The 26,396-nt window shown below is 57.3% G+C and carries 21 protein-coding genes and 1 pseudogene; 7 read left to right on the forward strand and 15 right to left on the reverse strand.

What is annotated here, in order from left to right; all coding sequences use genetic code 11:
* Positions 1–4 precede the first annotated feature (4 nt).
* A complete protein-coding gene (locus CR159_RS11660; protein WP_102074133.1) occupies positions 5–418 on the reverse strand; it encodes a hemerythrin domain-containing protein in 414 nt (137 codons plus the stop codon).
* 226 nt (positions 419–644) lie between these two features.
* Here CR159_RS11660 and CR159_RS11665 point away from each other — a divergent pair, with 226 nt between their 5' ends.
* Positions 645–2,390: a methyl-accepting chemotaxis protein gene (locus CR159_RS11665; protein WP_102074134.1), complete on the forward strand. Its 1,746-nt coding sequence runs from the start codon at positions 645–647 to the stop codon at positions 2,388–2,390.
* Positions 2,391–2,442: 52 nt separating this feature from the next.
* Here CR159_RS11665 and CR159_RS11670 read toward each other — a convergent pair whose 3' ends face one another.
* Positions 2,443–4,095 carry a methyl-accepting chemotaxis protein gene (locus tag CR159_RS11670; RefSeq protein WP_102074135.1) on the reverse strand — a complete coding sequence of 551 codons (1,653 nt, stop codon included), beginning with the start codon at positions 4,093–4,095 and terminating at the stop codon, positions 2,443–2,445.
* 321 nt (positions 4,096–4,416) lie between these two features.
* Here CR159_RS11670 and CR159_RS11675 point away from each other — a divergent pair, with 321 nt between their 5' ends.
* Positions 4,417–5,556: a hypothetical protein gene (locus CR159_RS11675; protein ID WP_102074136.1), complete on the forward strand. Its 1,140-nt coding sequence runs from the start codon at positions 4,417–4,419 to the stop codon at positions 5,554–5,556.
* Positions 5,557–5,608: 52 nt separating this feature from the next.
* On the opposite strand, the gene CR159_RS11680 is transcribed toward CR159_RS11675, so the two are convergent.
* From CR159_RS11680 to CR159_RS11690, 3 genes and pseudogenes are all read right to left on the reverse strand, one after another.
* Positions 5,609–6,001, reverse strand: a complete 393-nt coding sequence (locus tag CR159_RS11680; protein ID WP_102074137.1) for a type II toxin-antitoxin system HicB family antitoxin — start codon at positions 5,999–6,001, stop codon at positions 5,609–5,611.
* A 9-nt stretch (positions 6,002–6,010) separates the two neighbouring features.
* Positions 6,011–6,112, reverse strand: a pseudogene (locus CR159_RS11685) (type II toxin-antitoxin system HicA family toxin); the annotation flags it as partial.
* A 24-nt stretch (positions 6,113–6,136) separates the two neighbouring features.
* Entirely contained in the window at positions 6,137–7,210 is a 1,074-nt protein-coding gene (locus tag CR159_RS11690; protein ID WP_102074265.1) for a DUF6817 domain-containing protein, read from the reverse strand.
* 256 nt (positions 7,211–7,466) lie between these two features.
* On the opposite strand from CR159_RS11690, the gene CR159_RS11695 reads away from it, so the two are divergent.
* On the forward strand, positions 7,467–8,219 hold the full coding sequence (locus CR159_RS11695; RefSeq protein WP_102074266.1) for a MetQ/NlpA family ABC transporter substrate-binding protein: 753 nt from the start codon (positions 7,467–7,469) through the stop codon (positions 8,217–8,219).
* 19 nt (positions 8,220–8,238) lie between these two features.
* Here the strand turns inward: CR159_RS11695 and CR159_RS11700 are convergent, their stop codons facing one another.
* The 6 genes from CR159_RS11700 to CR159_RS11725 form a co-directional block, all read right to left on the reverse strand.
* Entirely contained in the window at positions 8,239–10,128 is a 1,890-nt protein-coding gene (locus tag CR159_RS11700) for a TRAP transporter large permease (protein ID WP_102074138.1), read from the reverse strand.
* A complete protein-coding gene (locus tag CR159_RS11705) occupies positions 10,125–10,751 on the reverse strand; it encodes a TRAP transporter small permease subunit (RefSeq protein WP_102074139.1) in 627 nt (208 codons plus the stop codon). Before CR159_RS11705 ends, CR159_RS11700 begins: the two co-directional genes overlap by 4 nt.
* A gap of 82 nt (positions 10,752–10,833) precedes the next feature.
* A complete protein-coding gene (locus tag CR159_RS11710; protein ID WP_102074140.1) occupies positions 10,834–11,997 on the reverse strand; it encodes a TRAP transporter substrate-binding protein in 1,164 nt (387 codons plus the stop codon).
* 383 nt (positions 11,998–12,380) lie between these two features.
* A complete protein-coding gene (locus CR159_RS11715) occupies positions 12,381–12,569 on the reverse strand; it encodes a hypothetical protein (protein ID WP_102074141.1) in 189 nt (62 codons plus the stop codon).
* A gap of 70 nt (positions 12,570–12,639) precedes the next feature.
* Positions 12,640–12,984 carry a hypothetical protein gene (locus CR159_RS11720; protein ID WP_102074142.1) on the reverse strand — a complete coding sequence of 115 codons (345 nt, stop codon included), beginning with the start codon at positions 12,982–12,984 and terminating at the stop codon, positions 12,640–12,642.
* A 3-nt stretch (positions 12,985–12,987) separates the two neighbouring features.
* The gene (locus tag CR159_RS11725) at positions 12,988–14,118 is read right to left on the reverse strand and encodes an aminotransferase class V-fold PLP-dependent enzyme (RefSeq protein WP_102074143.1); all 1,131 of its coding nucleotides are present in this window, start codon (positions 14,116–14,118) and stop codon (positions 12,988–12,990) included.
* A gap of 266 nt (positions 14,119–14,384) precedes the next feature.
* Here CR159_RS11725 and CR159_RS11730 point away from each other — a divergent pair, with 266 nt between their 5' ends.
* Together CR159_RS11730 and CR159_RS11735 are read left to right on the forward strand one after the other, a co-directional pair.
* Entirely contained in the window at positions 14,385–15,941 is a 1,557-nt protein-coding gene (locus CR159_RS11730; protein WP_102074144.1) for a sensor domain-containing diguanylate cyclase, read from the forward strand.
* A gap of 42 nt (positions 15,942–15,983) precedes the next feature.
* Positions 15,984–17,054: a PA0069 family radical SAM protein gene (locus tag CR159_RS11735; RefSeq protein ID WP_102074145.1), complete on the forward strand. Its 1,071-nt coding sequence runs from the start codon at positions 15,984–15,986 to the stop codon at positions 17,052–17,054.
* On the opposite strand, the gene cphA is transcribed toward CR159_RS11735, so the two are convergent.
* Together cphA and CR159_RS11745 are read right to left on the reverse strand one after the other, a co-directional pair.
* Entirely contained in the window at positions 16,948–19,740 is a 2,793-nt protein-coding gene (gene cphA, locus CR159_RS11740; RefSeq protein ID WP_102074146.1) for a cyanophycin synthetase, read from the reverse strand. The two genes, CR159_RS11735 and cphA, sit on opposite strands and share 107 nt — an antisense overlap.
* Before the next feature lie 3 nt (positions 19,741–19,743).
* Positions 19,744–20,613: a cyanophycinase gene (locus CR159_RS11745; RefSeq protein WP_233208282.1), complete on the reverse strand. Its 870-nt coding sequence runs from the start codon at positions 20,611–20,613 to the stop codon at positions 19,744–19,746.
* Positions 20,614–20,730: 117 nt separating this feature from the next.
* On the opposite strand from CR159_RS11745, the gene CR159_RS11750 reads away from it, so the two are divergent.
* Positions 20,731–22,308 (forward strand): FAD-dependent oxidoreductase, encoded by a 1,578-nt coding sequence (locus CR159_RS11750; protein WP_102074148.1) that lies wholly within the window; start codon positions 20,731–20,733, stop codon positions 22,306–22,308.
* A 23-nt stretch (positions 22,309–22,331) separates the two neighbouring features.
* Here CR159_RS11750 and CR159_RS11755 read toward each other — a convergent pair whose 3' ends face one another.
* Entirely contained in the window at positions 22,332–23,327 is a 996-nt protein-coding gene (locus CR159_RS11755) for a methyltransferase (RefSeq protein ID WP_102074149.1), read from the reverse strand.
* Between the two features lie 39 nt (positions 23,328–23,366).
* The gene (locus CR159_RS11760; protein WP_233208283.1) at positions 23,367–24,878 is read right to left on the reverse strand and encodes an iron-containing redox enzyme family protein; all 1,512 of its coding nucleotides are present in this window, start codon (positions 24,876–24,878) and stop codon (positions 23,367–23,369) included.
* Between the two features lie 306 nt (positions 24,879–25,184).
* Here CR159_RS11760 and CR159_RS11765 point away from each other — a divergent pair, with 306 nt between their 5' ends.
* Entirely contained in the window at positions 25,185–26,234 is a 1,050-nt protein-coding gene (locus CR159_RS11765; protein ID WP_102074150.1) for an asparaginase, read from the forward strand.
* The last annotated feature ends 162 nt before the right edge of the window (positions 26,235–26,396 follow it).

Raw genomic sequence — 26,396 nt, forward strand, 5'->3', positions numbered from 1 at the left:
TTCTCTACGACATTGATTCGATGGCAGGATAAAACTCGCTGTTTTCCTTCTGCATGCGAGAAAAAAGAGTCTTCAGAACGGTATTGGCTTCAGTGCGAAACTGTTCGGCTTGTGCCGCGATGGTTGCGGGCGAGCTCCACTGTCGCGAGAAAGCGATATAGCCGGACGCGATGCCCTTCATGTCTTCCTGGTAGGCTTTGCCCATTTCTGATAGTTGCGGATTGCTTCCATTCTGAAGGGCGGGGTATAAGATGCGGTCTTCAATGGCCAAGTGCAATTTGACGACGGTGCTGAGCGAGACGATGGCGTGCGCAATCTCGTGAGCGTGTTCTTTCACGCCCGCGTGTGCAAATTTGCGTAGCGTAGCGATGCCGTCAAGGATTTCTACGTGCTGATGTTTGAAGCGATCGATGTCCATGGTGATTTCCGGTCGTGATTAATAGTTTGCATTCGTTATAAGATACATATTATATATATCTTATAACGAATGCAAACGAGTAGTAACACAATTGCTTACGTCTAATTAAGCCATGGAATATCGTCAGTTCGTCTCTTTCCTTGTCAACGCCTCCGCCTACACTGTTCATCGGGGAAATTCCCAACGAACGCATATTGGTAGTTCTATCAAAAACCTGGAGAGTTTCATGAGTCGGATTGCTACCCTTACTGTCAGAACTAAGCTGACCGGAGCCTTCCTGATCGTTGCCATCATTGCTGCCCTTATTGGATGGCTGGGAGTTCGGGCAACGGGGGAGGTCAACACCATGGCCACCAGGATGTACGACGTTGAGCTGGTGGGTTTATATCATGCGGAAACGGCCAATGCCCAATTGATTGGCGCGGGACGATCCGCTCGCACGGCACTGTTGGCACAAACGTTCGGAGCGCGCGACGTCGAAGTGAAGCGAGTCGCCGAACACTTTGTTGGCGTCAAAGCCGCACTGGATCAGCTGGACGTTTTATTTGTGACCGAAGCGGGTAAGAAAGCGGTGCAGTCAACACGTGCCGCTATTGCTGCGTATGAGGCCGGCATTGATAAGGTCTTGGTATTGCTGAAGCCTGAAGCACCCGGTCAGGCGAACAATTCAACGATAGAGCTGCTTGAGAACGCGAGGCCGCTTGGAGATGCCGCCGAAGATCTCATGATCAAGTTGGTCAACGAGAAGCGCATGAACGCGGAGCGCTTCGCAGGCGAAATTGCTGTTGTTTATTCCGACACAGTCATTTCGTTAAGCGTATTGACCATCGTTGGCGCAATTTTAGCCATGTTGCTGGGCTGGATCATCACGCGAGTGATCACGCGTCAGTTGGGTGGCGAGCCGGTACAGGTCGCAGCCATTGCCGATTCCATTGCCGGCGGCAACCTGATGAACCATATCGATACATCGCGTGCAGCCGAGGGTAGCGTCATCGCGGCAATGAGCACCATGCAAGAGGGATTGCGCAAGTTGGTGATGTCGGTGTTGGCAAGCAGCGACAGTATTGCCACAGGCGCGGGCCAAATTGCCTCAGGCAACGCCGACTTGTCGCAGCGCACGGAAGAGCAGGCGGCCAATTTGACCGAAACCGCGGCAGCGATGGAAGAATTGTCCAGCACGGTTCACAGCAATGCCGACGTGGCCAGGCAGGCCGCGCAGCGGGCTACAACGGCCAGCGCGTCGGCATCCAAGGGGGGCGAAGTGGTCAGTAATGTGGTGGCGACCATGGCCGGCATCAATGACTCATCCAAGCGCATCGTGGACATCATCGGCGTGATCGATACCATTGCGTTCCAGACCAATATCCTGGCGCTGAACGCGGCGGTTGAAGCGGCGCGGGCGGGTGAGCAAGGGCGCGGCTTTGCCGTGGTGGCGTCTGAAGTACGCAGTCTTGCACAAAAGAGTGCGGCCGCTGCCAAAGACATCAAGACCCTGATCGACGACAGTGTCGTCAAGGTGGATCTCGGCAGCAAGCTGGTCGACGAAGCCGGCGCGGCAATGCAAGGTATCGTGGAAGAGGTCAAGCAGGTCACTGACTTGATCAGCGAGATCAGCGCGGCGACGGATGAACAGACATCGGGCCTGAGCCAGATCAACGACGCCGTCTTGCAGCTTAGCGATGTCACGCAGCAGAATGCGGCCCTGGTCGAGGAATCGGCCACCGCGTCGAGCAGCCTGAGTGAACAGGCCGGTATGCTGGTGGATGTTGTCAGCTTCTTCAAGGTCGATCAGAACGTGGCCAGTGCCGCTGCACCTGTACTGGTCAACCAGCGCATGGCCCCGCAGATGACCGCAACGAGTCGGGGCCGTGGCGAATCGCCATCGGCGCGTCCTACCGCACCGGCCGCGCGCATGCGCCTGGCCGCCGCTGGACCGCAGGGATCGAAAAGCGACGAATGGGAAGAGTTCTAGGCGCGTCGGCACAGCCTGAACTCGTGTCGATCCAGGCTGGGCCAGACGGCCATCATGAATAGGTCGGCGATAAGCTCAGGACATTGTCCTGGGCTTTTTTCGTTTTGCCCGCGTATTGGATATTCCCGCTACCGGTATTCAGCACTTCAATGGCCAATTGCAAGGTTTGCGCATCGCCGGTCAGGCCCTTTACCGTGTTACCCAAGTCCTGGACCAGCGCGGCATTCTGATGCGTAACGCCATCCATTTGCGAGATGGCCTGGTTGATCTGGTCCAGGCCGCAGGACTGTTCGACCGATGCCGTGGATATCTCGCCCATGATGTCCGTGACGCGGCGGACCGATTCCACGATGTCTTGCATGGTCTGGCCGGCGCGCTCGGCTTGCTCGGCACCGACTTGCATGCGGCTGACCGAGTCGTCGATCAATGTCTTGATTTCCTTGGCGGCCTGGGCGCTTTTTTGTGCCAGGCTCCGCACTTCGCCCGCCACGACGGCAAAGCCGCGTCCGGCCTCGCCGGCGCGCGCCGCTTCGACCGCCGCATTCAAGGCAAGGATATTGGTCTGGAACGCAATGGTGTCGATCAGCGAGACGATATCCCCGATCTTGCGTGAGCTATCGTGTATGCCTTGCATGGTGGTGACCACGTCGCTGACGACCGTACCGCCGCGCTGGGCGGTTTGCATGCTGGTATCGGCCAAGTCCCGCGCGATATTGGCATTGTCGGCATTCTGTCGCACCGTAACCGTAAGCTGTTCCATGCTCGCGGCGGTTTCCTGCAGCGAAGATGCCTGCTCATCGGTGCGCGCCGACAGATTGGTATTGTTTACGTCCAGGATCCCCGCACTGCGGGAGGTGGCGTAGACGCCCTGGTGTACATCGTTGGCGATACCCATCAGGCTCTTGCGCATCATGTCCAGGTAAAAGAACAGGCCGCCTACTTCACCGGGCTGATCGGTATCGATCTCGATCTGCAGGTTGCCGGCTGCGATCTGACGCGCTATCTTGCTGGCGCCGTTCAGCGGCGTGATGATGTGCTGGGCGATATGCCAGCCGTAGGCCAGGTTTGCTGCGGTAATCAAGCTAAGGCCGCCAATTACCCACCATTGATAATCGGCATAGGCTGCGCCGTTTACGGCAAACCATAGCGAGGCGGCGATGGTTGCGGTAGTGGCCACCGCCATGCGGAACATACCGGCGCTCAAGGTGTTATGGAACGGCCGGGCAGCAATATCCAGGGCGCTGCGCCACCCACCCCGTACCCGTTGTCCTGCTTTGACGATATAACCGCCCGCATTGCCGGAATTGATATCGTCATAGAAAGCTTGCGCGTCTTCGATCTGGCTGGCGCTGGGCTTGACGCGTACGGATGCGTAGCCGGTGATCTGGCCATGTTCGAATATGGGCATGGCGTTGGCCAGCACCCAGTAGTAACCACCGTCCTTGCGTCGGTTCTTGACGAGGCCCAACCAAGGCTTCTCGGCCTGCAAGGTAGCCCAAAAATCTTGAAACGCCTCCGGCGGCATGTCAGGATGGCGGACGATATTATGAGGTTGGCCGATCAGTTCAGCACGACTGTAGCCGCTGATTTCGATGAAAGCGGCATTGGCATAAACGATGTTGCCGCGGATGTCGGTCTTCGAGATAAGGTATTGGTCGGGACGTACTTTGGTTTCTATAGCTGTAATGGGTAATTTTTTTTGCATAGGTGATGAATCGCTCGCGGCGGCTGCTGTAGTGGCACACGTGCGTCGGGTAAAAGTCAGGATAAGCGCAAGGCCGATGAAATGCGGCGTCTCGATATATAGTTATGTTTTTTGTTAAAAAGTTACAAATTATTAGATATGTCTATTATAGCCCTACCCATAGGATGGCTATTTATCTGTGATTTTGGTTCGATACAATATTGTGAGCGCGCTGACGTCCGTGCTCGTCGGCTAAAGCCTAAGTCGTCCACGCGGACGGATAGCCGGGTAGTCGGCCTGGGAAACGACATTACAGCTCAATGATGGAGGAAGAAGTACTTTATGGAAGTAAGCACCACAAAATTCGCCCATCAGGCCCCATCGGATGCGCAAGGCAACAGCGAAAAGAAATTCAATGATGCATGGCAGCGCGTCATCAATCAGCAGAAGAGAAATGACGGTCTACGGGCCGATGCCCAGGCGTTCGCCCAGGATATTCAAAGCCGTATCCAGGATAAAGAAAAAGCCTATATGGACGCCATGTATTTCGCTTGCCTGCACTTGCTTTCGTTTTGTACTCGAAAGTCTCTTGCACAGTGGCACCGCGAAATGCTGCTCGAATGGGCGGCTGAATACGTGCAAGCGATGGAGAACAATCCTTTTAGCCAGCATCTGGATATGTCCGCTTTGCAACGGCGTATGGCGGATGCTTTTGCTGTCGCGTATCCCGAACCGCAACTCGAAGCCGGCGCGGGCGACTTTGATTTCGATGACAACGGGCACGACATAGGGGGCGACGAAGACCCTTCTATTCAGGATATGTTCCAGGATTTGTTCGACGAATTTGAACGTGCCGATGCGGCAGGTAACCCATTTGCAGAGCACGACGACCCGCATTCGGAACATTCGTTTTTTAATGAGTTTTCCCAGCGCCAGCAGGCCCATGAACAGCAAGTTCGGGACGAGAACCTGGCATTGAAGCAACTGATCAGGTCTTCGTCTGTCAATAAACTATTTCGCAAGCTTGCCGGCATTTTGCATCCCGATAAAGAGCGCGATGAAACGGTTCGGATGGAGAAGAACCGTTTGATGAGCGAGTTGATTCGGGCGCGAGACAGCAACGACATTCCAAGATTGTTCGCGTTCTATGCTGAATACGTGGGCGAGTCCCCATTGCAAGAACTGGGGGGCGACCTGGATGGCGCCGCACAATTGCTTGATCGGCACCTGCTTTACCTGCGCGAACAAAAAGATGACATCCTGGATGAAAACCCGCTGGCCGGCGCGCTATATCGACGATTCCACAAAAGCACTCCCGCAGCAAGCCAGCGCGCCGTCAACAAGCATCTGAAAGAAATCCACGCGCTGACCAATGCTTTAAGGGATATGAGGCACGATATAACCAGCGTGAACAGGCTTAAACCGTATCTGGAATTGCGCCGCGATATGTTTTTCCAGGAAGACGTTTTTGACTATATTTGATGCGTCGCCAGCTGGCTGAGGCCGTATGCAGCGGGCCATGCTCAGTGATACGCTATTCCACTGCTGACATTTCCCGCTCGGCAGCCTTTGCCAAAAAGGCCGAGCGGGACATGTGCCGTTCGCGTGCTGACGCGTCAATGCGATGTACAAGATTCTCGGGCAGGCTGATATTCAAGCGCACTGCCTTGGTGTTTACTTTGGACAGATCGATATCGACCAGCATCCAGAACCCGCCCTGGTATTCCTCGCTTGCTATCCATTGATCCGGGGTGCTGGCCGCTGGAATGGCATCACTGTTCCCGAAGAAGTGGACTTCTACGGCTTCTTGGGCGTATCGCGGGATATCCCGGGCTTCATCAGCGCCCGAAAAGCAACCGGGAAAATCCGGGAAAGTGACGCCATAAGAGCTGTCTGGGTCCTTATGTACATAGATTGGATATAGCATATTGACCTCCTATAGACCGGCTTGTTTAAGAATGCTGCGCACTGTCGGTCTTGGCAAATCCTTTTTTGGGTGTGGTACCGTGACCTTGCCAGGCTTGGTTGAGTGCTTGTAGAGTGCGCACACAAGCGGTGGCCCTTATTCCACCAATCCTAGACCATTCAGTGCGCCCAGGCTGTCCGGCCATTCACGTCGGCATGCGCTCTGCAGCAGTACGCGGCCCCATGCTATCCAGCCTTCCCAGGCAATACGCTTGTCCCAAGCGGTTCCCCAGGCTTGCATCGCGCGGAGCCCTTCTATCGCGTGTGTCTGCGCGACATCAAAGTCGCCTTTGGTCAACGCCAGTTGGGCCAAAAGCAGGCGGGGCTCACCCACCCATGGATTATGCTCGACCGCCGATTCCAACAGCTGCGTTGCGGTGTCGCTTTCAGTAAGCGGATGCATGCGGGTGACGACCTGCCAGTACAGTGCGGCGGCCGCTGCTTCGTTTTTGGCTGACAGTATCGCTTTGCCATGGTCGAAGGCTGGCGGAATGGGAATGCCGGTATCGGCGGGAAGCGCATGCAAGGCATGCAGCAGGCGCGACAACATGTGCAGGATATTGCTGGGAGGCTTGAGCGGGCCCGGCCATAAGGACGCCGCCCAGTTGCTGTCCAACTCGCGTTTCTGCTGATACGGATAGCCGGCAAAGATCTCGTCCTGCCAGCTGTGCCATTGCTCGCCGACGTCGGCGACGGTAACGACAATGAAGGCGGCTACTTGCTGTGGCGTCAGATGAAATACCTGTTCATCGTTGCCGTGCAGGATTAGGCCGTCAGTGCCCGCACCCCGTCCGTCGAGAATGGCTTGCACGAATTGCGTGCGCGGCATGGCGCAAAACAGGTTCACCCATGACTCCGCCTCGTCACCAAGGGCGGTGCGCAATACCTGTCGTTCACGGTCCCGATCGAACAGTGTCAAATTGACGTACTCGTTACCGTACACACTGTGAAACAGGCCCAGTAGGCGTACTTCACGGGGCTGGTCCCACAGTGCAAGGCTGCGGTACACCCCCAGCAGATGGTGCTTGAATGTGCCTGCTTTATGCCAAGCTTCGCCCGCGCTGCGGGTAAAGAGCAGATCCATCAGGACGGGGAAGTCGGCATCGATGCCGCTGTAATGATCGGCCAGCAAGGCTGGGGTATGGGGGTGTAGCGCGGAAATTGGGTGCATGAGTTTGACAAGAATAGGGCGCGCGGCGCCGATAAGCCTCATTCTAGCCGCAGCGTTATGCCTGTCGGTTGTAAGCATATGCCAACGCATTCCTTCAGGTTTTAACGATTACTAGGTACTATCCCTAGGTCAATTTTTCGCGGCGGCGCTCGGGCTCGGGCATTCCGCCGTTTTACGTCTATAGAGAGTCTCCATGAAAATATCAGTCCGCCGCGTTCTTCGCCCCTTGCAAATCGGCTTGGCGAGCGTCACCCTTATGGCCGGCATGGCAGCGACGGCGGCGCAAGACGGCGCCCTGCGCGTGGGCGTGACGGCAGGCCCCCATGCGCAAATGGGTGACGTGGTTAAAAAAGTGGCCCAAGAGCAAGGGCTGTCGGTAGAACTGATTGAATTCAGCGACTTTATCCAGCCGAATGCCGCCCTGGATGCCGGCGATTTGGATATCAATGTTTATCAGCACCGTCCGTTTCTGGAGTCGCAAAACGCCATGCGCGGCTACAGGCTGGTGCCGGTGGCCAATGGAGTGGTGCAGCAGATGGGTATTTATTCCCGGCGGCATAAGGCTTTGACCGATCTGCCGGATGGAGCGCTTATTGCCATTCCGAATGACCCGACCAATGGCGCGCGTGCCTTATTGGTATTGCAGGCGGCCAAGCTGATCACCTTGAAGGATGGCGTAACCGTGACGGCATCGTTGTTCGATATTGAGGACAATCCCAAGAAATTGAAGTTCGTCGAAGTGGAAGCCGCGCAGTTGTCACATTCATTGGCTGATGTCGATGCCGCCGCGGTGAATTCGGCGTATGCCATTCCTGCGGGACTGTCCCCATCGAAAGATTCGCTGGCGCTTGAAGACCAGAACGCAGAGTTTGCCGTAGTGGTGATTGCCGCAAGAGAAGACAATAAGGGCGATCCTAGGATCGCCCGGTTTATCAAAGCCTATCAGTCTGATGCGCTAAAACAGTTTGTGGAGAAGACCTTCCCGGGCGCCTATACGGTTGCCTGGTAAGGTCTTGACTGACGCTGTTCTAGTACAAGACTTCAGGTAGCCACAAGCCGATGGCTGGGAACATATACATCAGCACGATCGCAATGATCTGTATTCCCATGAAAGGCAGCATACCGGCAAATATCTGGTTCAGCGTCACATGGGGCGGTGAGACACCTTTTAGATAGAACGCCGACATGGCAACAGGGGGAGACAAGAACGCGGTTTGCAGGTTCAGGGCGACCAGCAGACCGAAGAACAAGGGATCAATCTGGTAATGCGCCAATAGCGGCAGGAAAATGGGCATGAAAATCACGATGATTTCTGTCCATTCCAGCGGCCAGCCCAGCAGGAAGATCACGATTTGCGCCAAAATCAGGAACTGCATGGGGGTAAGGTCCATACCCAATACCCAGGTATTGATGATTTCCTGTCCGCCCAGCAGCGCAAATGCGGCAGAGAATATGCTGGAACCCACGAATAGCCAGCACACCATGGCGCTGGTCTTGGCCGCCAGGTAGACCGATTCCCTCAGCATTGGAAGATTCAGCCTTCGGTAGGCCAGGGCGAGCAGCAGCCCCCCGAATGATCCCATTGCGGCCGCTTCTGAAGGTGTAGCCAGACCGAACACAATACTGCCCAGCACCGCCAGAATCATGATAGCCAGCGGAAAGAACGAGCTGAGCAGCATCTTGAAAATTTCAAGTCGCGCAAAGGTAAAGATCGTGTAGAAGAGCGCGAATATCACCGTGCCAATGGCGAGCAATATCCAGAACGCCATGGGGGCTGGTCGGCTTTCATTAACGCTTTCTGGCTCGGCCTCTTCGGGCGCCGTTTCGGCTACTGCTTCGGCGCCGGCAGGCTCTGCCAGTCCGCCCTCGACTTCAGGCTCTTGCAGGCCGCCACTGTCGGCATACGAATCGAACCCCGAATCGGACGCGAAGCCCATTGCAACCAATCCTGAAGCTTCCTGGGGAAGAGGGGCCGTAACCATCTTATAGCTCAGGCCCATGATGGCCACGAAAGCCAGCGCCGGAAGAAGAGCAATGAACAAATGGTTGACCAGGGTGCGCATGGGTACATTGACGTTGCGCTTGCCCTTAATGGCGCCGATCAGTCCCGGCACAGCACGGTTGCTGATCGTGCGCTTGACAGTTTCCGCGAATTCCGGAAGGGTGACCCGGCGCTCTTCGGGCGACAACGGCGGTGCGGCCTTGGGGTTGATCTTGGCGACGATCATGATGTAGAGGACATACAGCAAGGCAAGCATGATCCCCGGAAAGAATGCGCCGGCGTACAGCTTGACGACTGAAACCCCCGCCACGGCACCGTATACGATCAACAGCACTGACGGCGGAATCATGATGCCCAGACACCCGCCTGCGGTAATGGCACCCGCCGATAGCTTCACGCTGTATCCCGCCTTGAGCATGGCGGGCATTGCCAGCAATCCCATCAAGGTGACGACCGCGCCGACAATGCCCGTCGCGGTCGCGAACACAGCGCAAGTAATGACCGTGGCCACGGCCAATGAACCGGGTACCCGCGCCATAGCCAGGTGCAGGCTTTTGAACAGGCGTTCGATCAGGTTCGCACGTTCAACCAGATAGCCCATGAAAATGAACAGTGGCACGGCAATAAGGACGTCGCTGGTCATGACCGAATAGGCCCGCAGCACCATCAAGTCGAGCGTTTGCTGGATGGCCAGCTGTGGGCCCATGTTTCGATAGGCGATGTAGGTGAACATGACGCCCATGCCCATGAGGGTAAAGGCGGTGGGGAATCCCAGCATGATGGTTACGACGATCAGGCCGAGCATCAGCAGGCCCAGGTGTCCGTTGGTGATGTCGGCCGGGGCCGGCATGAATATAACCAGCGCGATAATAACTGCGGCCAATATGGAGAGGCCAAACCATACTTCTTTTCTCATGAATGGCTACCCTTTTGTTGCTGGACGACAAGCTTGTCGAGCTCGGTCATGTCATCATCGACGCTGACCATTTCCTTGAGCTTGTCGACATCGACTTCTTCCACGTCTTTTTCGCGCTTGGGCCAGTTGCCTTGCTTAAGGCACTGTATGCAATAGACGACTTCGACGAAACCCTGGAACAGCAATGTGATGCCGGCCAGGGGAATGATCGCCTTGAAGGGATAGATGGGGGGGCCATCGGCGGTGATGGTGGAGTGTTCGTTGATCATCCAGGACTCGGCGGCATAGTTGTAGCCAGCCCAACACAAGGCGATTACGCCCGGGAAGAAAAAGATAATGTAAAGCGTCAGGTCCAACCCGGCTTGCAGCCGGGGCGGGAAAAAACCGTACAGCACGTCGCCGCGCACGTGCCCGTTCTTGGACAAGGTGTAGGCGCCGGCCATCATGAACAGCGCGCCGTACATCATGTTCATGGCGTCGAAGGACCACGCGTGCGGCGCACCCAGCACGTACCGTGAGAACACTTCGTAGGTAATGAACAGGGTCAGGACCAGGACGAACCAGCCGAACAGCTGTCCGATCCAGGTGTTGACCCGGTCGATAGTTAGCAAAATTCTTTGCATGGTAGATTCACCTTGCTTGCAGTAAGCCGATTAAAAACACCACCCGAGAAGAGGGTGGTGTTGAGTGCAACTGCGCTACGGCTTAGCTCTTCTTGGGAGCCGCTTTACGGCCAAAGTAATGGTTGTAGGCCATGCGCCGATTATTGTTGGTGTCCATGTCCCATGCCAGGGCGCGCGCGGCAAATTCGCGTTGCGAGGTCTCGATTTCCTTGAACATGGGGTTGGTCTTGCCTTTCTCGGTGACGATCTCGTCCCATACCGTGAGCTGTTGCTGCAAGATGGCGTCAGGCGTCTTGTAGAACTTCACGCCGTCTTCTTTTTGCAGCTTGATGTAGTCTTGTGAGTAGCGATCCACCGCTTTCCACGACATGTCGGCCGATGCGGCTTCGACGCCGTTGGCGATGATGGCTTTCATCTTGTCCGGCAGTGCGGCGTATTTATCTTTATTGAAGATGATTTCGAAGGTTTCCGACGACTGGTGGAAGCTTTGCAGCATGCAAACCTTGGACACGTCGGGGAAGCCCAATAGGCGGTCGGAGGTGGCGTTGTTGAACTCGGCGCCATCCAGCAGGCCGCGGTCCAGGGCCGGTACGATTTCGCCGCCGGGCAAGGCGTTCACGGCAGCGCCCATGGCGGTGAACAGGTCAATGGCCAGGCCGTTGGTACGGAACTTCAGGCCTTTCAGGTCTTCGGTCTTGGTGACCGGCTTCTTAAACCAGCCAAAGGGCTGCGTGGGCATCGGGCCGCTTAGGAACGATTCCACATTGCCGCCGATGGACGTGTACAACTTGGCCAGGAGCTCTTTGCCGCCGCCGTACTTGTGCCATGCGAGGATCATGTTGGCATCCATGCCGAATGCCGGACCCGACGAGAAAAGCGCCAAGGCGTTCTGTTTGCCGTAGTTGTAGCCCAGTACGCCGTGGCCGCCGTCCAGCGTGCCCTTGGACACGGCGTCGAGCAATGCGAAAGCCGGCACGACGGCGCCCGCGGGCAAGACTTCGATCTTCAGTTCGCCGCCTGTCATGTCGTTGATTTTCTTGGCGAAGTCAAGGGCGAACTCGTGGAAGATGTCGACCGTTGGCCACGTGCTTTGGAAGCGCATGTTCACGGGCGATTGCGCGCTGACGATGGAGGGGAATCCCATTGATACCACGGCCGCGGTTCCGGCGGCGGCACCACCCAAAAATTGGCGGCGTGACGATTTGCCCGTGGCGATTGGGCTGACTTCTTTCGAACTGCTCTTCATTGTGTGTCTCCTGGCTTTTTATATGCTGTGTGTCGTAGGTTGCAACAAGGTACAAACGCTCAACTGCCGTCGCATTTATAGGCGATCCGAATACGGGCGTCAACACGTTCAACGAGCACGGAAGCACACGTCAAGCAGCGGCGTCGATTGGGGGTTTTGAAGTGGAAAGCGAGCATCCATGCGGCTCTCGGAGGACAGTGCAAATGTATTTGGATGCGGCGGACGACATGTTGAGCATGCCAGGTGGCAGGGTTATTCCGTAGAAATCAATGCAAGATTTCTCGGCCTAAGTGGACGGTAAACGCCTATTTGTTACCGTTGCGATGGAGCAGACGGCAATACGGGATCCGGCCGATGGCACGGATCCCGTATTGGCGACACCGTCAGTTGCGGCGGGCGCCTTCACCGCGATTGCGCTGGCTGTGTTGGTCCTGGCTGGATCCCACCTGGCTGGTGTGGCCATCCTTTTTGCTGCGATTCTGTTGATCGCCGTGGCTTGCCTGGTCTTCGCGAGCCAAGTCGTCTTCCTGGAGGTTTTCCTTGCCGGTATTGTCGGTTTGCTTTGTGGCCATGACAGCTCCTAGTTCAGTTGGCGGTCACGACTTGACGGCAATTAGCATGCCTGTGCCAAAGCGGCATGCTTCAACGCGACAGGCAGATGACGTAAGGGTCGCCGCGCCCCTTGTTCAGGTGGCCCTCGATGAACAGCTTCGATTTGAGCGTGTCATAGACAAATTGCGTTCCCGGCATGTGGCGGTATTTTCGATAGAAAGGGGTACCGATCGACTCGATCACGACTTCCGGCGTGTCGTCGCCGTAAGCGAAGGACACAGGCAGTTTCGCCCGTGTCAGCCTCCATTTGTCGCCGGCTTTTGCTGAAACCAACAGGTCGGCTCGCGCGCTTTGCTCGGGGCTGAAGGGTAGCCGGGTGTCGTCGACAAAAGCGATGATGGCGTCGGGTCCTTCAATGCGGTGCTTGTTGGCCATGTCTTAGTAACCTATTGTCTTCAATGCTTTATCCAGGGTGTCGACCGTGCGGTCCACGTTATGCAGCTTGTCCAGCCCGAACAAGCCTATGCGAAAGGTCTTGAAGTCGGCCGGTTCATCGCATTGCAGGGGAACGCCCGCGGCGGCCTGCACACCGGCTTCTGCGAACTTCTTGGCAGACTGTATGGCGTCATCGTCGGTGTAGCTGACCACGACCCCGGGCGCTTCGTAGCCTTGCGCCGCCACGCTCTTGAAACCTTTGTCGCGCAGTAGCGCGCGCACTTTGGTGCCCAGCTCTTGCTGTTCGGCCCGCACTTTGTCAAAGCCATAGGCTTCGGTCTCGGCCATGACGTCGCGCAGCACGGTAAGCGAATCAGTGGGCATGGTGGCATGGTAGGCAAAGCCGCCTTGCTCGTAGGCTTGCATGATCTGCATCCATTTGCGCAAGTCGCAGGAGAAGCTGGTGCTGGTGGTGGAATCGATTTTTTCGCGGGCCAGGGCGCTTAGCATGACCAGGCCGCAACACGCCGAGGCCGTCCAGCCTTTTTGCGGCGCACTGATCAGTACATCGACTCCGATGTCCTGCATGTCGACCCAGAGGGTGCCTGAGGCAATGCAGTCCAGCACGAATAAGCCGCCTTCGGCATGCACCGCGTCAGCCACTTGGCGCATATAGTCATCCGGCAGCATGATGCCCGAGGAGGTCTCGACGTGTGGCGCAAACACGACCGCAGGCTTGTTCGCCTTGATGGCGTCGACCACGTCGGCAATGGGGGGCGGAGCAAAGGCGGCTTGTCGGTCTTGCGCCACCGGCGCGGCCTTGAGCACCGTAACCCCGGAAGGAATGCGCCCCATATCGAAAATCTGGGTCCAACGATAGCTGAACCAGCCGGTTCGAATGACCAGGCATTGTTTATCCGTTGCGAACTGCCGCGCCACGGCTTCCATGCCGAAGGTGCCGCTGCCTGGAACGATGATCGCGGTGTCGGCCTTATAGACTTGTTTCAGCGTTCTGGAAATGTCTTTCATCACCCCCTGGAAGGCCTGCGACATGTGGTTCAGTGCGCGGTCGGTATAAACGACCGAATACTCCAGGAGTCCGTCGGGATCATTATCAGGCAGTAGGCTGGGCATTTCTTCTCCAAGAAGAAAGGATTAAGTCGGCGCGATCATTCCGTCACGATCGTAGTAGTGTCAAGCTTGAAGTGTTGTTATTTGATTTTAGACCATCATAGGCCAACATTAAGTCGAGGCAAAATGCGGTGTGCAGGCACGGCTTCGGGTTACCATTCGTGTCGCCACGATGCAGGCCCAGCACTTAATGGCCTGAACGCAATATACCCGCTGCAACGATACTGACCGGGCAATGTCAGACTCGGCGAACTTCAACTATTCTATCTATGGCATTTCATAACCTGATTGACCTTCGGCGGCTGATTTTGACGCTGGCGATAGCGGCTACATCGATCACTCTGATAAACAGTTTGCACGCCATTTATGCTGTGCAACGCGAAGAACTTATCGCCGGGGCGCTTAACGCCAACCGCGTCTACGCAGGCAAATTGGCGGAAACAAGCGGCGGGTTTCTGCGTTCGGCGCAAAGTCAGCTGGCCTACAGCGCGGGGGTGCTCGCGCCGCTCATGGAGAATGAAGCCGGACTGGCGAACGAGGCAAAACGCCTGCTCACGCAAACGGAATCTTTTAATTCAGTCGTTATTGTGAATGCCGCCGGAGTGATCATCAGTACCTCGCCCGAAACCTTGCAAGTAAAGGGAAGGCAGCTCGTAACGCCGAGTGAACGACAATCGCTCGAGGCCAAGCGGCCCCTCATAACCGAACCCTTTGTGGCTCCTTCCGGAAACCTCGTAATCAGCATATCGCACCCGGTGGTGGCTGCCGACGGCTCCTACCTTGGCTATGTCGCAGGTACCATCTATTTGCAAGCCACCAATATTCTTAACGATATTCTTGGCAAGCATTATCACGATGACGGGTCGTACATTTATGTTGTCGACCGCAGCAGGACACTTATTTATCACCCTCAGAAGCACCGTATCGGGGAAAGAATATCCGGCAATTCTGTAATCGAGGCGGTCATTCTCGGGCAAAGTGGGGCGCAAGCGGTGACCAATTCGCAGGGGAAAGCCATGCTGGCGGGCTACGCGGCGATTGGGGAAGCTGGCTGGGGTGTGGTTGCGCAGCGTCCAAAAGAGGCGACGTTGGCGGGACTGGACAATTACGTCTTTAGCGTAGTCTCGAAGATCTTGCCCATCGAGTTATTGACGCTGGTCCTGATCTGGCTCACTGCGGGCTCCATATCGAAACCGCTGCGGCAGCTGGCACATGGCGCGGGAAATATGGACGATGGAAACTCGGAAGCCACCATTTCGGGTACGCGATCCTGGTATTTCGAGGCTGAGCAGCTCAAGCTGGCGCTATTGAAAGGTGTCCGGCTTATGCACGGCAAGATCAACCAGCTTCGGCTGGACAGCAGTACAGACCCAATGACGCGGCTGCTGAACCGCCGCGGCCTTCAGGAAGCCCTTGAACGCTACGAATCTTCCGGCCAGTCGTTCTCCGCGATTTCCGTAGATATCGATCACTTCAAGAACGTCAACGATACGTTCGGGCACGACGTTGGCGACGATGTCATCAAGGAGCTCGCGAATATTATCCGGACCAGTGCACGGAAAGGCGACACGCTTTGCAGGGCGGGGGGTGAAGAGTTTCTGCTCATATTGCCCGATACCAATTTGGATATGGCCAAGGAAGTCGCGGAGCGCCTGCGCCTCCAGGTGGCCGAACGCGCGATACCGCTTGTGGGTTCGATCACCATCTCGCTGGGCATTGCCCATAGGCCCGGCAGCTCGGACACCATCGAGTCGGTATTGAAGTTGGCCGATCATGCGCTGTATGAGGCAAAGCGTACCGGCAGGAATCGCAGCGTGGTCGCATAGCGTGTATACTGGTTTTATGTACAGTATTTCGAGTTTAGCATTATGCGACCGACACCAATCAAAGGACGGGGCAGTGTCTCGAATAAAACGTCGCGCTTCGACCAGCTCCAGCGCGTAGCGTTTGACGATGAATGGTCCACTGACGACGACCAGGCACCGGCAAGGCCGGCGACTACGGTTTCCATGGAAGCGGCCAAATCAATTATTTCGCGTAACGATTCGCCCGACATTCCTTTCGAACAATCCATCAACCCGTACCGGGGCTGCGAACACGGTTGCATTTACTGCTATGCACGGCCCACGCATGCCTACCTGAATCATTCTGCAGGCCTCGATTTCGAAACCAGGCTGTATGCCAAGGGCAACGCCGCCCAGCTGCTTCGCGCGACGTTATCCAGCCCCTCTTACGTCCCCAAGTTGATTGCACTGGGCGCCAACACCGATCCCTACCAGCCCATCGAGCGGCGGCTAGGTATTACCGCCGACATCCTTGCAGTTCTGGAAGAATTCAACCATCCCGTGGCCATCACCACCAAATCGGCATCGGTCACGCGCGACATCCAGCTGCTCGAGCGCATGGCGCACAAGAACCTGGTTCGCGTCTTCATGTCGATAGGGTCACTGGACAAGGAAATCGCCCGAACGCTCGAACCCCGCGCCAGCGCGCCGGGGGCCCGCATGGAAGCGGTCCGCACGCTCAGCCAAGCCGGCATTCCAACCGGCGTCATGGTGGCCCCGGTCATTCCTTCGCTGACCGACCACGACATGGAAAGAGTCTTGTTCAGCGCCCGCGATGCGGGAGCCTTGAACGCCGCCTACGTCTTGCTGCGTCTTCCGCTAGAGGTGGCCGATCTTTTTCGCGAATGGCTGGATGCGCACTATCCCCTAAAGCAGGCACACGTCATGAATCTGGTCAAGCAGATGCGAGGCGGCAAAATCTATGATTCAGACTTCAAGACACGAATGAAAGGCAGCGGCGTTTTTGCCGAACTGATCGAGCAACGGTTTAGAAAGGCGTGTGCGAAGGCAGGCCTGAACCAGGCCCGACCGTCGCTGACGACCGATTTGTTTCGCCGACCGCCAAAAAATAATCCTCAGTTGGATTTGTTCTGATGACCCCGGTGTCGGGCTGTGAACCGAATGCAGCGTCATGCAAGTCGCCCGCGGATGCAGGTCTTATTGCGTTTTCGGGGGTGCTTTTCACGTGGGCCCGCAGACGATCAAGGTCTTGCAACTGCGTAGCGCCGCCAACCAGCAGCAGGTCGCCTTCGGCGCATCGCTGGAATCCCGCCCATACCGCCTCTTGAGCACCCATTACGGCACTCACCGGAACGCGGGACGGCGCTGCGGCCAGGGCGCTTTCGTACAAAAGACGCAGGGTGTGGCCAGGCTCCCGGCGGCGACTGGCCGCAATTTCATAGACGATCAGCTCATCCACGCGGGCCGCGCAAAGCTGGGCAATCTGCTGCAGGTCGGCGTCGCGCCGATCGTCGGGAGCAGTGATGACGCCGATGATGCGTCGGCATTTCATTGCGCGGGCTGTATCCAGGATCGCCTGGTACGCGGCGGCATTATGGGCATAGTCGTGCAGTATGGTCACTCCGCCAATATGGGAAATATTCAGCCGAAGGGGATTGGTCTCGGTTGAGCAACGAAACGACTGCAGTCCTTCAATGATGGACGCGGCGGGGCAGCCGCCCTGGACCTCCAGTGCGGCGACAGCGGCCAGCGTGTTCGCAATATTGTGCATGGCTTGCCCGTACAAGGTCACCGCAAGGCTGTCGGCGCGCATAAGCGTGCGCTGGCCGGCAGCGCCTGCAATGACGATATCGCCTTCGCGCAGGAACACCGCCCGCCCGCCTTGCTGCAGATGCTCCTGCATTACCGGGTTGTGGTCAGTACACGAAAAATAGACGACCTCGACGCCCTCGCGCAGTTGTGAAGCCATGGCCACACAGAGTGCGTCGTCGGCGTTAAGTACGACGGCGCGGCTTGCAGTTTTGGCCACAATGGCTTTGACCTTCGCCATATCATCCACGGTGTCCACCCCGTCGAGCCCCAGGTGATCCGCGCTTATGTTCAGGACAACCGCGATGTCGCAACGGTCAAAACCCAGGCCCCGCTTAAGTATTCCGCCTCTTGCGGTCTCCAGTACGGCCGCGCTGACGTTGGGGGACCCCAGTATCGCGCGGGCTGACCAAAAGCCGGTGCAGTCACCCTCATGGATGCAATGGCCGTCGATAAATAGTCCCTGAGTCGTTGCCACGCCCGTGGTGTGGCCGGCAGCGCGCAGTACGTTTCCGATCAGTAGCGTGGTCGTCGTTTTACCGTTGGTCCCTGTGACGGCGATAAGGGGAATGCGGCCGTCATCGCCGTCGGCGAAAAGCGATTTCACGATGGCCGATCCAGCCGCCTGGCTCATGCCATGGCTGGGCTGTTCATGCATGCGTAAGCCGGGTGCCGCGTTGATTTCAACGATTGCACCCTGTTGCCGCAGGGGCAAACTGATGTCGCGGCATAACAGGTCGATCCCCGCCACATCCAGTCCAATCTGGTGGGCCGCGCGCTCGCACGTGCGTACCGTGTCGGGATGCACCAGGTGAGTGACATCGCGCGCGGTGCCGCCGGTCGACAGGTTGGCGTTGTCGCGCAACACGACGCGTTCGCCCACACGCGGTACGGTGGCCAGTGTCATTCCCCTGCGTTCCAGATGCGCAATCGTATGGGGGTCGATAGGTACTTTGGTCAGGCCTTTGCTGTGGCCTTCGCCGCGGTTTGGGTCTCTATTCATCTGCTCGATCAGACCGGACACTGTTGTTTGGCCATCTCCGATAGCGCAAGGTGGATCCCGTCGCGAGGCGGCGACCATCTTTCCGCCGACGACCAGTATTCGATAGTCGTCGCCCTCGATGAATTCCTCGACGATGACGCGCGTGCTGTACTGGCGTGCGTCGGCGTAGGCTTGGCTGATGTCTTGCGGATCATTCAGGCAAGTGCGTACTCCCTTGCCATGGTTGGCGTCGGCAGGCTTCACGACCACCGGCCTTCGCAGGCGGGATGCCGCGTGCAGTGCTTCGCTGGCATCCCGTACCACGCTGCCCCGGGGCACCGGAATAGCGGCTTGTTCGAGCAGGTTCCGGGTTAGCTGCTTGTCTTTGGCGATAGCCGCGCCCATGTGGCTGGTCTGGCTGGTGATCGTTGCTTGTATGCGTTTCTGCCGCGCACCGAAGCCCAATTGGTACAAGCTGGCGTCATGTGTCAGGCGCATGACTGGAATGCCGCGGGCGTTTGCCGCATCGAGAATCGCCTGGGTGCTTGGGCCGACGCCATGGCGTCTGACCAAATCGCGCAAGGGGCTGAGTACGGCTTCGATGGACGGATTCTCCCCTCGGGCAACAGCGCCAACCAGCCCGATGGCGGTGTCGAGTGCGGGTTCGATTAGCGGTTCGATCTGATACGCGCAGACGACGCGATAACAGCGCGGCATGCCCTTGACCCGGCGCGCACGCCCGAATCCCGCCTGGCTGCCGGCCAGGCATTGAAGCTCCAGCGTCACATGTTCGACGATATGTGCCATGTAGGTGCCGTCGCGCAGTCGCTGGATGAATCCTCCCGCCGTTCCGACCGAGCACCGATGGCGTTGCAGTGAGGGCAGAAGGGCACAGAGCCTGTCTGTAAATCCCGGTAAATCGGCCGATGACACGCCGTCCAGATCTTCAAGGTCAATGATGGCCCTGATACATGTTCGCCGGGTGTATAAATTAGGGCCGCGCAACAGGCATTTTTCGATCAGTTTCATGGGTCAGATCTCGGTAACGAGTGCAAGGACGTTGCGTAGGGCGGCTGGCGCATCGGCGGTCCGGCCAATGTTGTAATGGCTGCCGGCGGGAAGGAGATGGAGCCGGACGTCGATCAGCTCGAGTTGTTGGTGTGGGTTGGCCTCGTCGAAATTAGACGTCATCCGGCGACCGTCCAGTATGGTCACGGCGCCCGTGCCCACGACTTCCAGCCAGCCCCGGTCGCGGATCACCACGGCGGTATCTTCGTCGATGCCCAAGCCGATGACATCAGGGTCTTGTGCCACCGCGGAAAGCAGGCGTGCCAGGCGATGCCGCTCCGAAAAATGCTGGTCGATCACTACGTGCTGCAAAAATCCTAGTCCGACATCGAGTTGCGCGGAATTTTTGTTCGGCAACATGTCTTTGGTACCGTAGGCCATCATATGGCGCGATATGGCCGAGGCGCCTGCGCTTGTGCCCCCTATGCAGGCACCGCGCTCGCGAAATGCCCGATGCATCGTTTCATGGACTTTGGAGCCGCCGATCGATGCCAATAGCCGTTGTTGTTCGCCGCCCGAGATGAAAATTCCGTCGGCGCGCAGTATTTGTGCAACAGCGTCGGCATCGTCGGCTTCGCGACGGTTGCCTATGTGGATCGCAGCTCGGTTTGAAACGCCTAGCTCGGCAAAAGCCGCGTCATATATGGCCCATATCTTGTCAGGCACCGAGGTGGCTGCGGTCAGCACAACAATCGCACTGTCCGGGCCACCGCATAGTTCGACGAATTTAGACAGGACCTGCATGTCTCCATGGCGTTCCTCACTGCCACCCACGATGAGTAGTGCTCCGGCGTGCTCCTCTTGCATCGATGCCCCCGTGTTTATTTGTTCCATATGTCCCGGTCTGCCGGCCATCGGTGAGTCTGGAGCTTATAGCAATAGTCGTGCCCGGGCCCTCGGCGCACGAAGGCATGCAAGTTGCTGCAGACTTCGTAATGACGGAGGCATACTATGCAAACAAATCAAGCGTTTACGGGTTCGTACTGGGCAGCCACGTCCGGTGAAAGCCCGGTAGCCTATCCAGGTTTGGTTGAGCAGTTGGACGCCGACGTGCTAGTTGTCGGCGCGGGGATTGTGGGTTTGACCGCCGCCGAGTCGCTCTCGCGGGCGGGCAAATCGGTCGTCGTGCTGGAAGCCCTACGCGTAGGCGAGCAAGTCACCGGGCGCTCGACGGCGAAGATAACATCCCAACATGGCCTGATCTACAGCAGCCTGATCCGCGACTTCGGCGTCGCCGATGCGCGTAAATATGCCCAGGCCAACGAGGCCGCCATTGCATATATTGCCGAGCTGGTCAGCAGCGGAAACATCGCCTGTTCGTTTGAACGCAAGTCGGCGTATTTGTACACGTCTACCAAGCAAGGCTTCAAAGACCTCCAGAACGAGATAGCCGCTGCCATTAAGCTGGGCTTGCCGGCGCACCTGTGCACGGACGGCGCCTTGCCTTTCGGGTCGCAGGTGGGCGGCGCACTTGGCAAGGCGTTTACCGTGGAAGGTGCGCTTCGCTTCGATAATCAAGCCCAGTTCCATCCGGTTCAATATCTGCGCGGTTTGGCGTCGATGGTGGCAAAAACCGCCAAACTGTTCGAAATGACGCGCGTTACCAAGGTTGAAAAGGAAGGCGACGGCGCTCATTATCGTGTGCATACCGAAGCAGGGGGCTCGGTACGGGCGAAAGAGGTGATCATTGCCACTCATCTACCTATCGTCCCCGATGGCATGTTCTTCGCCAAAGCCTACACCATCAGCCATCCCATGGTGGCCGCTCCTGTCGAGTCCGGCCAGACTCTGGACGGAATGTTTCTGGATACCGGCACGCCCGGCCATTCCTTTCGCATGGATGACTCCAGCGGTACGCCGCATGTCATTGCAGTGGGGGCCACTTACAAGACCGGGGTTCCGGACGAAGAGGCGAAGAGCTTCCAGGAGCTTGAGCGCTTTTTGCAGGAAAAATTCACCGTCGGGAACATTGCCTATCGCTGGACTAATGAAGACTTCCAATCCATGGATGGCCTGCCCTTTATCGGTTCAGCCAGTTCAGGGTCGAAGAACCTGTATGTTGCCACCGGCTTCAATGCATGGGGTATTACCAACGGCACCATGGCCGCGTGCCTGATTGCAGACCTGATACTAGGTCGCGAAAATAGCGTCGCGGACTTGTTTGATGCGACTCGGGTCAAGCCGCTGGTGGGCGGTGGCGAGTTCGTAAAGTCGAACCTGCAGACCGCAAAACACTTTGTCCAAGATCGCTTTTTGACGGGCCACGACAAAGATTTGAACTTGCCGGCCGGCCAGGCGCGGATTGTCAAGCAAGGAGACAAAACCCTCGCGGCGTACCGCGACGATTCGGGAGTCTTGCACGCTGTATCGGCATTGTGTACACATATGGGCTGTGTCGTGGGCTGGAACGCGACCGACCGGACGTGGGACTGTCCGTGTCACGGCTCGCGCTTCGCGCCTGACGGCACCGTTGTGCACGGCCCCGCCACCTCTGCGCTGAAAGCGGAATCGCCCGGCGATACTACGTAGCGCGTGAAGAGCGGTAACCGCCTTCAGCCCCCACGGGTTGCCGTCAGCACAATAGCTGCGATGCGTTCGGCACGGGAATAAGCAGGATTGGCAAGCAGCTCTTCGCCGAATACATCGGGGTCGATTTCCCTATAGCTCCATTGGAATCCCGCGTCTCGAAGCATTTGGATGACCGTGTCCCGGAATGCATCGATGCCTTGTTCTATGGCGACTCCCGTGTAGAGCAACAAGACGCCCTGCGGGCTCAAGCGCTGCACGGCTGCGTCCACAATGGCAAGAGACAGTCCCTCGCCCAACGCACCTCCACCGTGCCGGTATGCCCGACGGGTGGGGTCGATCATATAAGGCGGGTTGGCAATAATAAGATCGAACATGCCATCGGCGGCGTTCAATAAATTGCTGTGTAGGGGTCGGACATTATTCGCGGCGCCCAGCACGGCATTGATGTTCGTCAGGCGCAGGGCCTGGTCGTTGATGTCAATTGCCGAGACCTCAGCGTGCGGATGTCGCAGCGCGACGGTGATGGCACCTGGTCCCGCGCCGCAACCAATATCGGCCACGCGCCGCAGCGGACCGGATGCCGTCGTCAAATGCTGGTCAATGGCGCCGATAAAGCGGTAAGTATCCGGGCCGAAGAATACGGCGTCGGTATCGTCGGTGGGATAGGCCGAGTGAAAGAACAGGGAGTCTTTTATCGTCGATGCACGCAGCCTGCACCGCCAGCCCTCATCGTGCGGCGTTATGACACCTGCCTCGCGCATAAGCGTCATCAGTGCCGCGGGCATGACGCCGGCGCGGAACGGCCGGCTCCAGCCAAAGACGTCTTCCACGCTTTTGGCCCATTCATTGCCTTGGCGCTTGTTGACGAGGGTATGGGTGGCCGGGGTCACCGCGGTGTAACGATACCCCTGGTTCTTTAACGCCATGCCCAGTTCAACCAAAGCGGCATCTTCCGGTGATCCGCCGGGCGAGCCGGCCTGTAGGGGACGGGCGGTAAGCCCGGCTTGCAAGGCGTTCATAATGCTCCAGCTCCTGGTTACGAATAGTCGTTGCGTTTTTTATGCACCATGAAGCTTACGCGTATAGAGGCGCGTGGCCATCAACCCCGGGGCCGTATGATGGTGAACCGGCGACAGCAACGGGACGAGCAAGTCCATGGCATCGTCCTTACCAGGCGCGCCAGCCAGTTTTTGTTCCAGGAGATGCAGGTCTGTGTCGAAATCATCGTGCTGTTTCGGACCCTCGCCCATGTAGCGCCAGGCCTTCGAGGTGCCGCCGCCTGGACCTTCCGGTGCCGCCAGGCGTTGACGCGCCCTGAAACTGATAGGGCGTGATCCGGGCCCTCCGGCACTGTCACCCGCGATCCAGTCGTGTATGACTTGCTTTTCATACGCATTGAATACGCCAAACATGTGTGCATGCTCGCCCTGGATCAATGTCCAGAACCGGCTGGCTTCGGGGTCTTGATGACGCTTGATCCATCCATGCTCTTGCAAGGCCTCAAGAAACGAGGGCAGTTGCGCCGGTTCGGCCAGCCATTCATTCACCGTTTTTCCCGAGATTTTGCAGTAGTCTGAATGTAGCTGGGCGCCCACCTTGGCCTTGGCCGTCAAGATAGCCACCAGCTCTTCGTCCAGATCGAATTGCGCGATGACCGAGTTGGTGCTGGCGCCCAAGTCATTGAGCTTGTAGCCATTGACGATACGTCGATAGAAATCTTTTTTATCCGCTACCTGAGGTAGGGCGTCGAACACGGCCTGCACCGCCTGCATGGCGTGGCCAGTGCCGGCGTTATCCACCGTGACATGCAAGGTGAAGTAATAAGGATCGATGCCCAATTCGTTCAGCTCGTACGCGCTGATCAGCAGATGCAGGGGAAGTTGTTCGTAACCCAGGTTGTAGCCGATCACTTCGGGCAGGAAATGAGCCGTGTGCTGGGCCAGCGCCAATTGAATGGCGCCCTGGGTGAAGTGCGCATCGCTTAGGGAATGCCACTTTTGGCAGCCGTGAGTGGTCAACAGTTTTTTGTAGATGACGACGTGGTTCTTATCGGCTGCACCTTCACCCAGTTCTTCCAGATAGGTCTGTATCAGCGTTAAAAAGCGCGGATCGCGCCAGTGTTTGAGTAAGCCATACAGCCAGGCGCCATCCACCAACTTGGTCGGAGCGACTCCTTTTAGAAAGTACAGCGCATGCGATTTGTTGGTGAAGTATTGCCGGGCGTCGCCGGCTCGGCGCGCTTTCAAATATTGGCGGTACTTCGCACCGACCTTTGCGGTGTGGGTATCGCTCCAGGTTTGCAGCTTGTTCAGATCATCGGGCAAATCCGAACTGCAGGGTTCGACTTCTGCGAGCAGACGTGTCAAATACAGGCGCGACCGGGCGACAGCCAGATCGTCAGGACTTTCTTCCAACAAGCCAAAATAGATCTGCCTGGCTTCGATATTCGGCTCAGCGTTGTCGGTCTGCAGCCTTGGTGAGCTACGCCCATGCGGAACTTGCCTCTCGTATTGCAGTTGGGCATCACAATTTCGCAACCGCTCCATTAAACCTTCTTCTGTAAGCGCCATGGCTCATTCCTCTTTGTTCTGTCACCGGAACGGTAAGTGTGAGAGCTTGAGCAAGCGGCATGCCTGCGGGATAGGGCTAAGGTAGTCGGCCATGGATCAATCCAGGCGTTCGATTTCTTGCGCGCGCTGCGCTGTCATGCACGCCGAGAATTTTTTACTGAGTCCGCTGTCCTGCGCGTGCGCGGAGTGACGGGTTAAGGCTGGACATAATTCGCGGGAAGGTGCGACACTCGTCGACATTACAACAGTCGCCAGGATTTGACTTTATCCAACTATAAGCAGGCGTTCGAGCCAAAGGAGACCAAAATGAAGTTCAAGCTATCGCTATTAAGTCTTTGTTGCATGATGGCCGCATCCACCGCCGTGGCACAAGAAAAGCCCGTCGTGCAGTTCTTCGCGACCGGGGGGACGATCGCGATGAAGATTGATCCCGTCAAGAACGCGCCCGTGCCGGCCATTTCCGGTGAAGATCTGCTCGCTACGGTGCCCGATGTGGCCAAATACGCCACGATCCGCGTTAAAAGCCTTTCCAATGTTCCGTCCGACTACATGGACCCGCCGCGCTGGGTGGAGCTGACCAAAGTCGTCCAGGAAGCCCTGGACCAGCCCGACGTGGCTGGTGTGATCGTTTCCCATGGCACTGATACGCTCGAGGAAACCGCTTTTTGGCTGGACCTTACCGTCAAGTCCGACAAGCCGGTCACCCTGATCGGCGCGCAGCGCAATGCATCGTCGTCCGACTTCGATGGCCCGCGCAATTTGTTGAATGCGGTCAGGATTTCGGTGGATGAGCAATCGAAGAACAAGGGTGTCATGCTGGCCATGAACAACCAGATCAACTCGGCCCGTTATGTCAGGAAAACGCATACGGGGAATGTAGAAACGTTCAACTCAGGCGAATTCGGTTTTCTCGGTGAGGTCTATCCTGATCGCGTCATGTATGCCAACTCGCCGGTTCGCCGCCAGCACATTGCCTTGAGTACGGACACGATGCCCGCGGTGGAAATATTTCCCGTGTACGGCGGTGCGGAAGGCACGGGGCTGCGTAATGCGGTCGACCGCGGCGTAAAAGGTATTGTCGTGCAGGCGCTCGGCATGGGCAATATGAATCAGTCCATGTTCGAGGCGGTCAAGTATGCGATCTCCAAGCAGGTTCCTGTCGTCATTTCCACGCGGGTCTACAACGGACGCGTATTACCCAATTATGGATTCGAAGGCGGCGGCAAAACCCTTGCGGACGCCGGCGCCGTCATGGCGGATGATCTTAGTCCGCCCAAGGCCCGCATACTCTTGATGCTGGCTCTGCAAAGCGGTGTAAGCAGCAAGGCCGACCTGCAGGCGGCTTTCGATAAGTAAGCTCATGGCCGCCCGGCGCTACACGCTTGCGTGCCGGGCCGTCATGTCGCTTCCCAGCTATTTTGGCTACTCTGTGAAATCGACCGAGTAGCTGACTATACCAATACCCTGCGGGTATCATTGCCGACTCAATCCATATTAGACCGGCGCACTGCTGAAACC

This window comes from Pollutimonas subterranea, assembly GCF_002849655.1.
Lineage (GTDB): Bacteria > Pseudomonadota > Gammaproteobacteria > Burkholderiales > Burkholderiaceae_B > Pollutimonas > Pollutimonas subterranea.

What these genes read in the sequence shown, in the direction of transcription:
- CR159_RS11735 (WP_102074145.1), top strand. Translation starts at nt 15,984, where the DNA reads ATGCGACCGACACCAATCAAAGGACGGGGCAGTGTCTCGAATAAAACG.
- CR159_RS11745 (WP_233208282.1), bottom strand. Translation starts at nt 20,613, where the DNA reads ATGGAACAAATAAACACGGGGGCATCGATGCAAGAGGAGCACGCCGGA.
- CR159_RS11680 (WP_102074137.1), bottom strand. Translation starts at nt 6,001, where the DNA reads ATGCTATATCCAATCTATGTACATAAGGACCCAGACAGCTCTTATGGC.
- CR159_RS11720 (WP_102074142.1), bottom strand. Translation starts at nt 12,984, where the DNA reads ATGGCCAACAAGCACCGCATTGAAGGACCCGACGCCATCATCGCTTTT.
- CR159_RS11710 (WP_102074140.1), bottom strand. Translation starts at nt 11,997, where the DNA reads ATGAAGAGCAGTTCGAAAGAAGTCAGCCCAATCGCCACGGGCAAATCG.
- CR159_RS11690 (WP_102074265.1), bottom strand. Translation starts at nt 7,210, where the DNA reads ATGCACCCAATTTCCGCGCTACACCCCCATACCCCAGCCTTGCTGGCC.
- CR159_RS11665 (WP_102074134.1), top strand. Translation starts at nt 645, where the DNA reads ATGAGTCGGATTGCTACCCTTACTGTCAGAACTAAGCTGACCGGAGCC.
- CR159_RS11760 (WP_233208283.1), bottom strand. Translation starts at nt 24,878, where the DNA reads ATGGCGCTTACAGAAGAAGGTTTAATGGAGCGGTTGCGAAATTGTGAT.
- cphA (WP_102074146.1), bottom strand. Translation starts at nt 19,740, where the DNA reads ATGAAACTGATCGAAAAATGCCTGTTGCGCGGCCCTAATTTATACACC.
- CR159_RS11670 (WP_102074135.1), bottom strand. Translation starts at nt 4,095, where the DNA reads ATGCAAAAAAAATTACCCATTACAGCTATAGAAACCAAAGTACGTCCC.
- CR159_RS11730 (WP_102074144.1), top strand. Translation starts at nt 14,385, where the DNA reads ATGGCATTTCATAACCTGATTGACCTTCGGCGGCTGATTTTGACGCTG.
- CR159_RS11725 (WP_102074143.1), bottom strand. Translation starts at nt 14,118, where the DNA reads ATGCCCAGCCTACTGCCTGATAATGATCCCGACGGACTCCTGGAGTAT.
- CR159_RS11695 (WP_102074266.1), top strand. Translation starts at nt 7,467, where the DNA reads ATGGCCGGCATGGCAGCGACGGCGGCGCAAGACGGCGCCCTGCGCGTG.
- CR159_RS11750 (WP_102074148.1), top strand. Translation starts at nt 20,731, where the DNA reads ATGCAAACAAATCAAGCGTTTACGGGTTCGTACTGGGCAGCCACGTCC.
- CR159_RS11675 (WP_102074136.1), top strand. Translation starts at nt 4,417, where the DNA reads ATGGAAGTAAGCACCACAAAATTCGCCCATCAGGCCCCATCGGATGCG.
- CR159_RS11705 (WP_102074139.1), bottom strand. Translation starts at nt 10,751, where the DNA reads ATGCAAAGAATTTTGCTAACTATCGACCGGGTCAACACCTGGATCGGA.
- CR159_RS11755 (WP_102074149.1), bottom strand. Translation starts at nt 23,327, where the DNA reads ATGAACGCCTTGCAAGCCGGGCTTACCGCCCGTCCCCTACAGGCCGGC.
- CR159_RS11715 (WP_102074141.1), bottom strand. Translation starts at nt 12,569, where the DNA reads ATGGCCACAAAGCAAACCGACAATACCGGCAAGGAAAACCTCCAGGAA.
- CR159_RS11700 (WP_102074138.1), bottom strand. Translation starts at nt 10,128, where the DNA reads ATGAGAAAAGAAGTATGGTTTGGCCTCTCCATATTGGCCGCAGTTATT.
- CR159_RS11765 (WP_102074150.1), top strand. Translation starts at nt 25,185, where the DNA reads ATGAAGTTCAAGCTATCGCTATTAAGTCTTTGTTGCATGATGGCCGCA.
- CR159_RS11660 (WP_102074133.1), bottom strand. Translation starts at nt 418, where the DNA reads ATGGACATCGATCGCTTCAAACATCAGCACGTAGAAATCCTTGACGGC.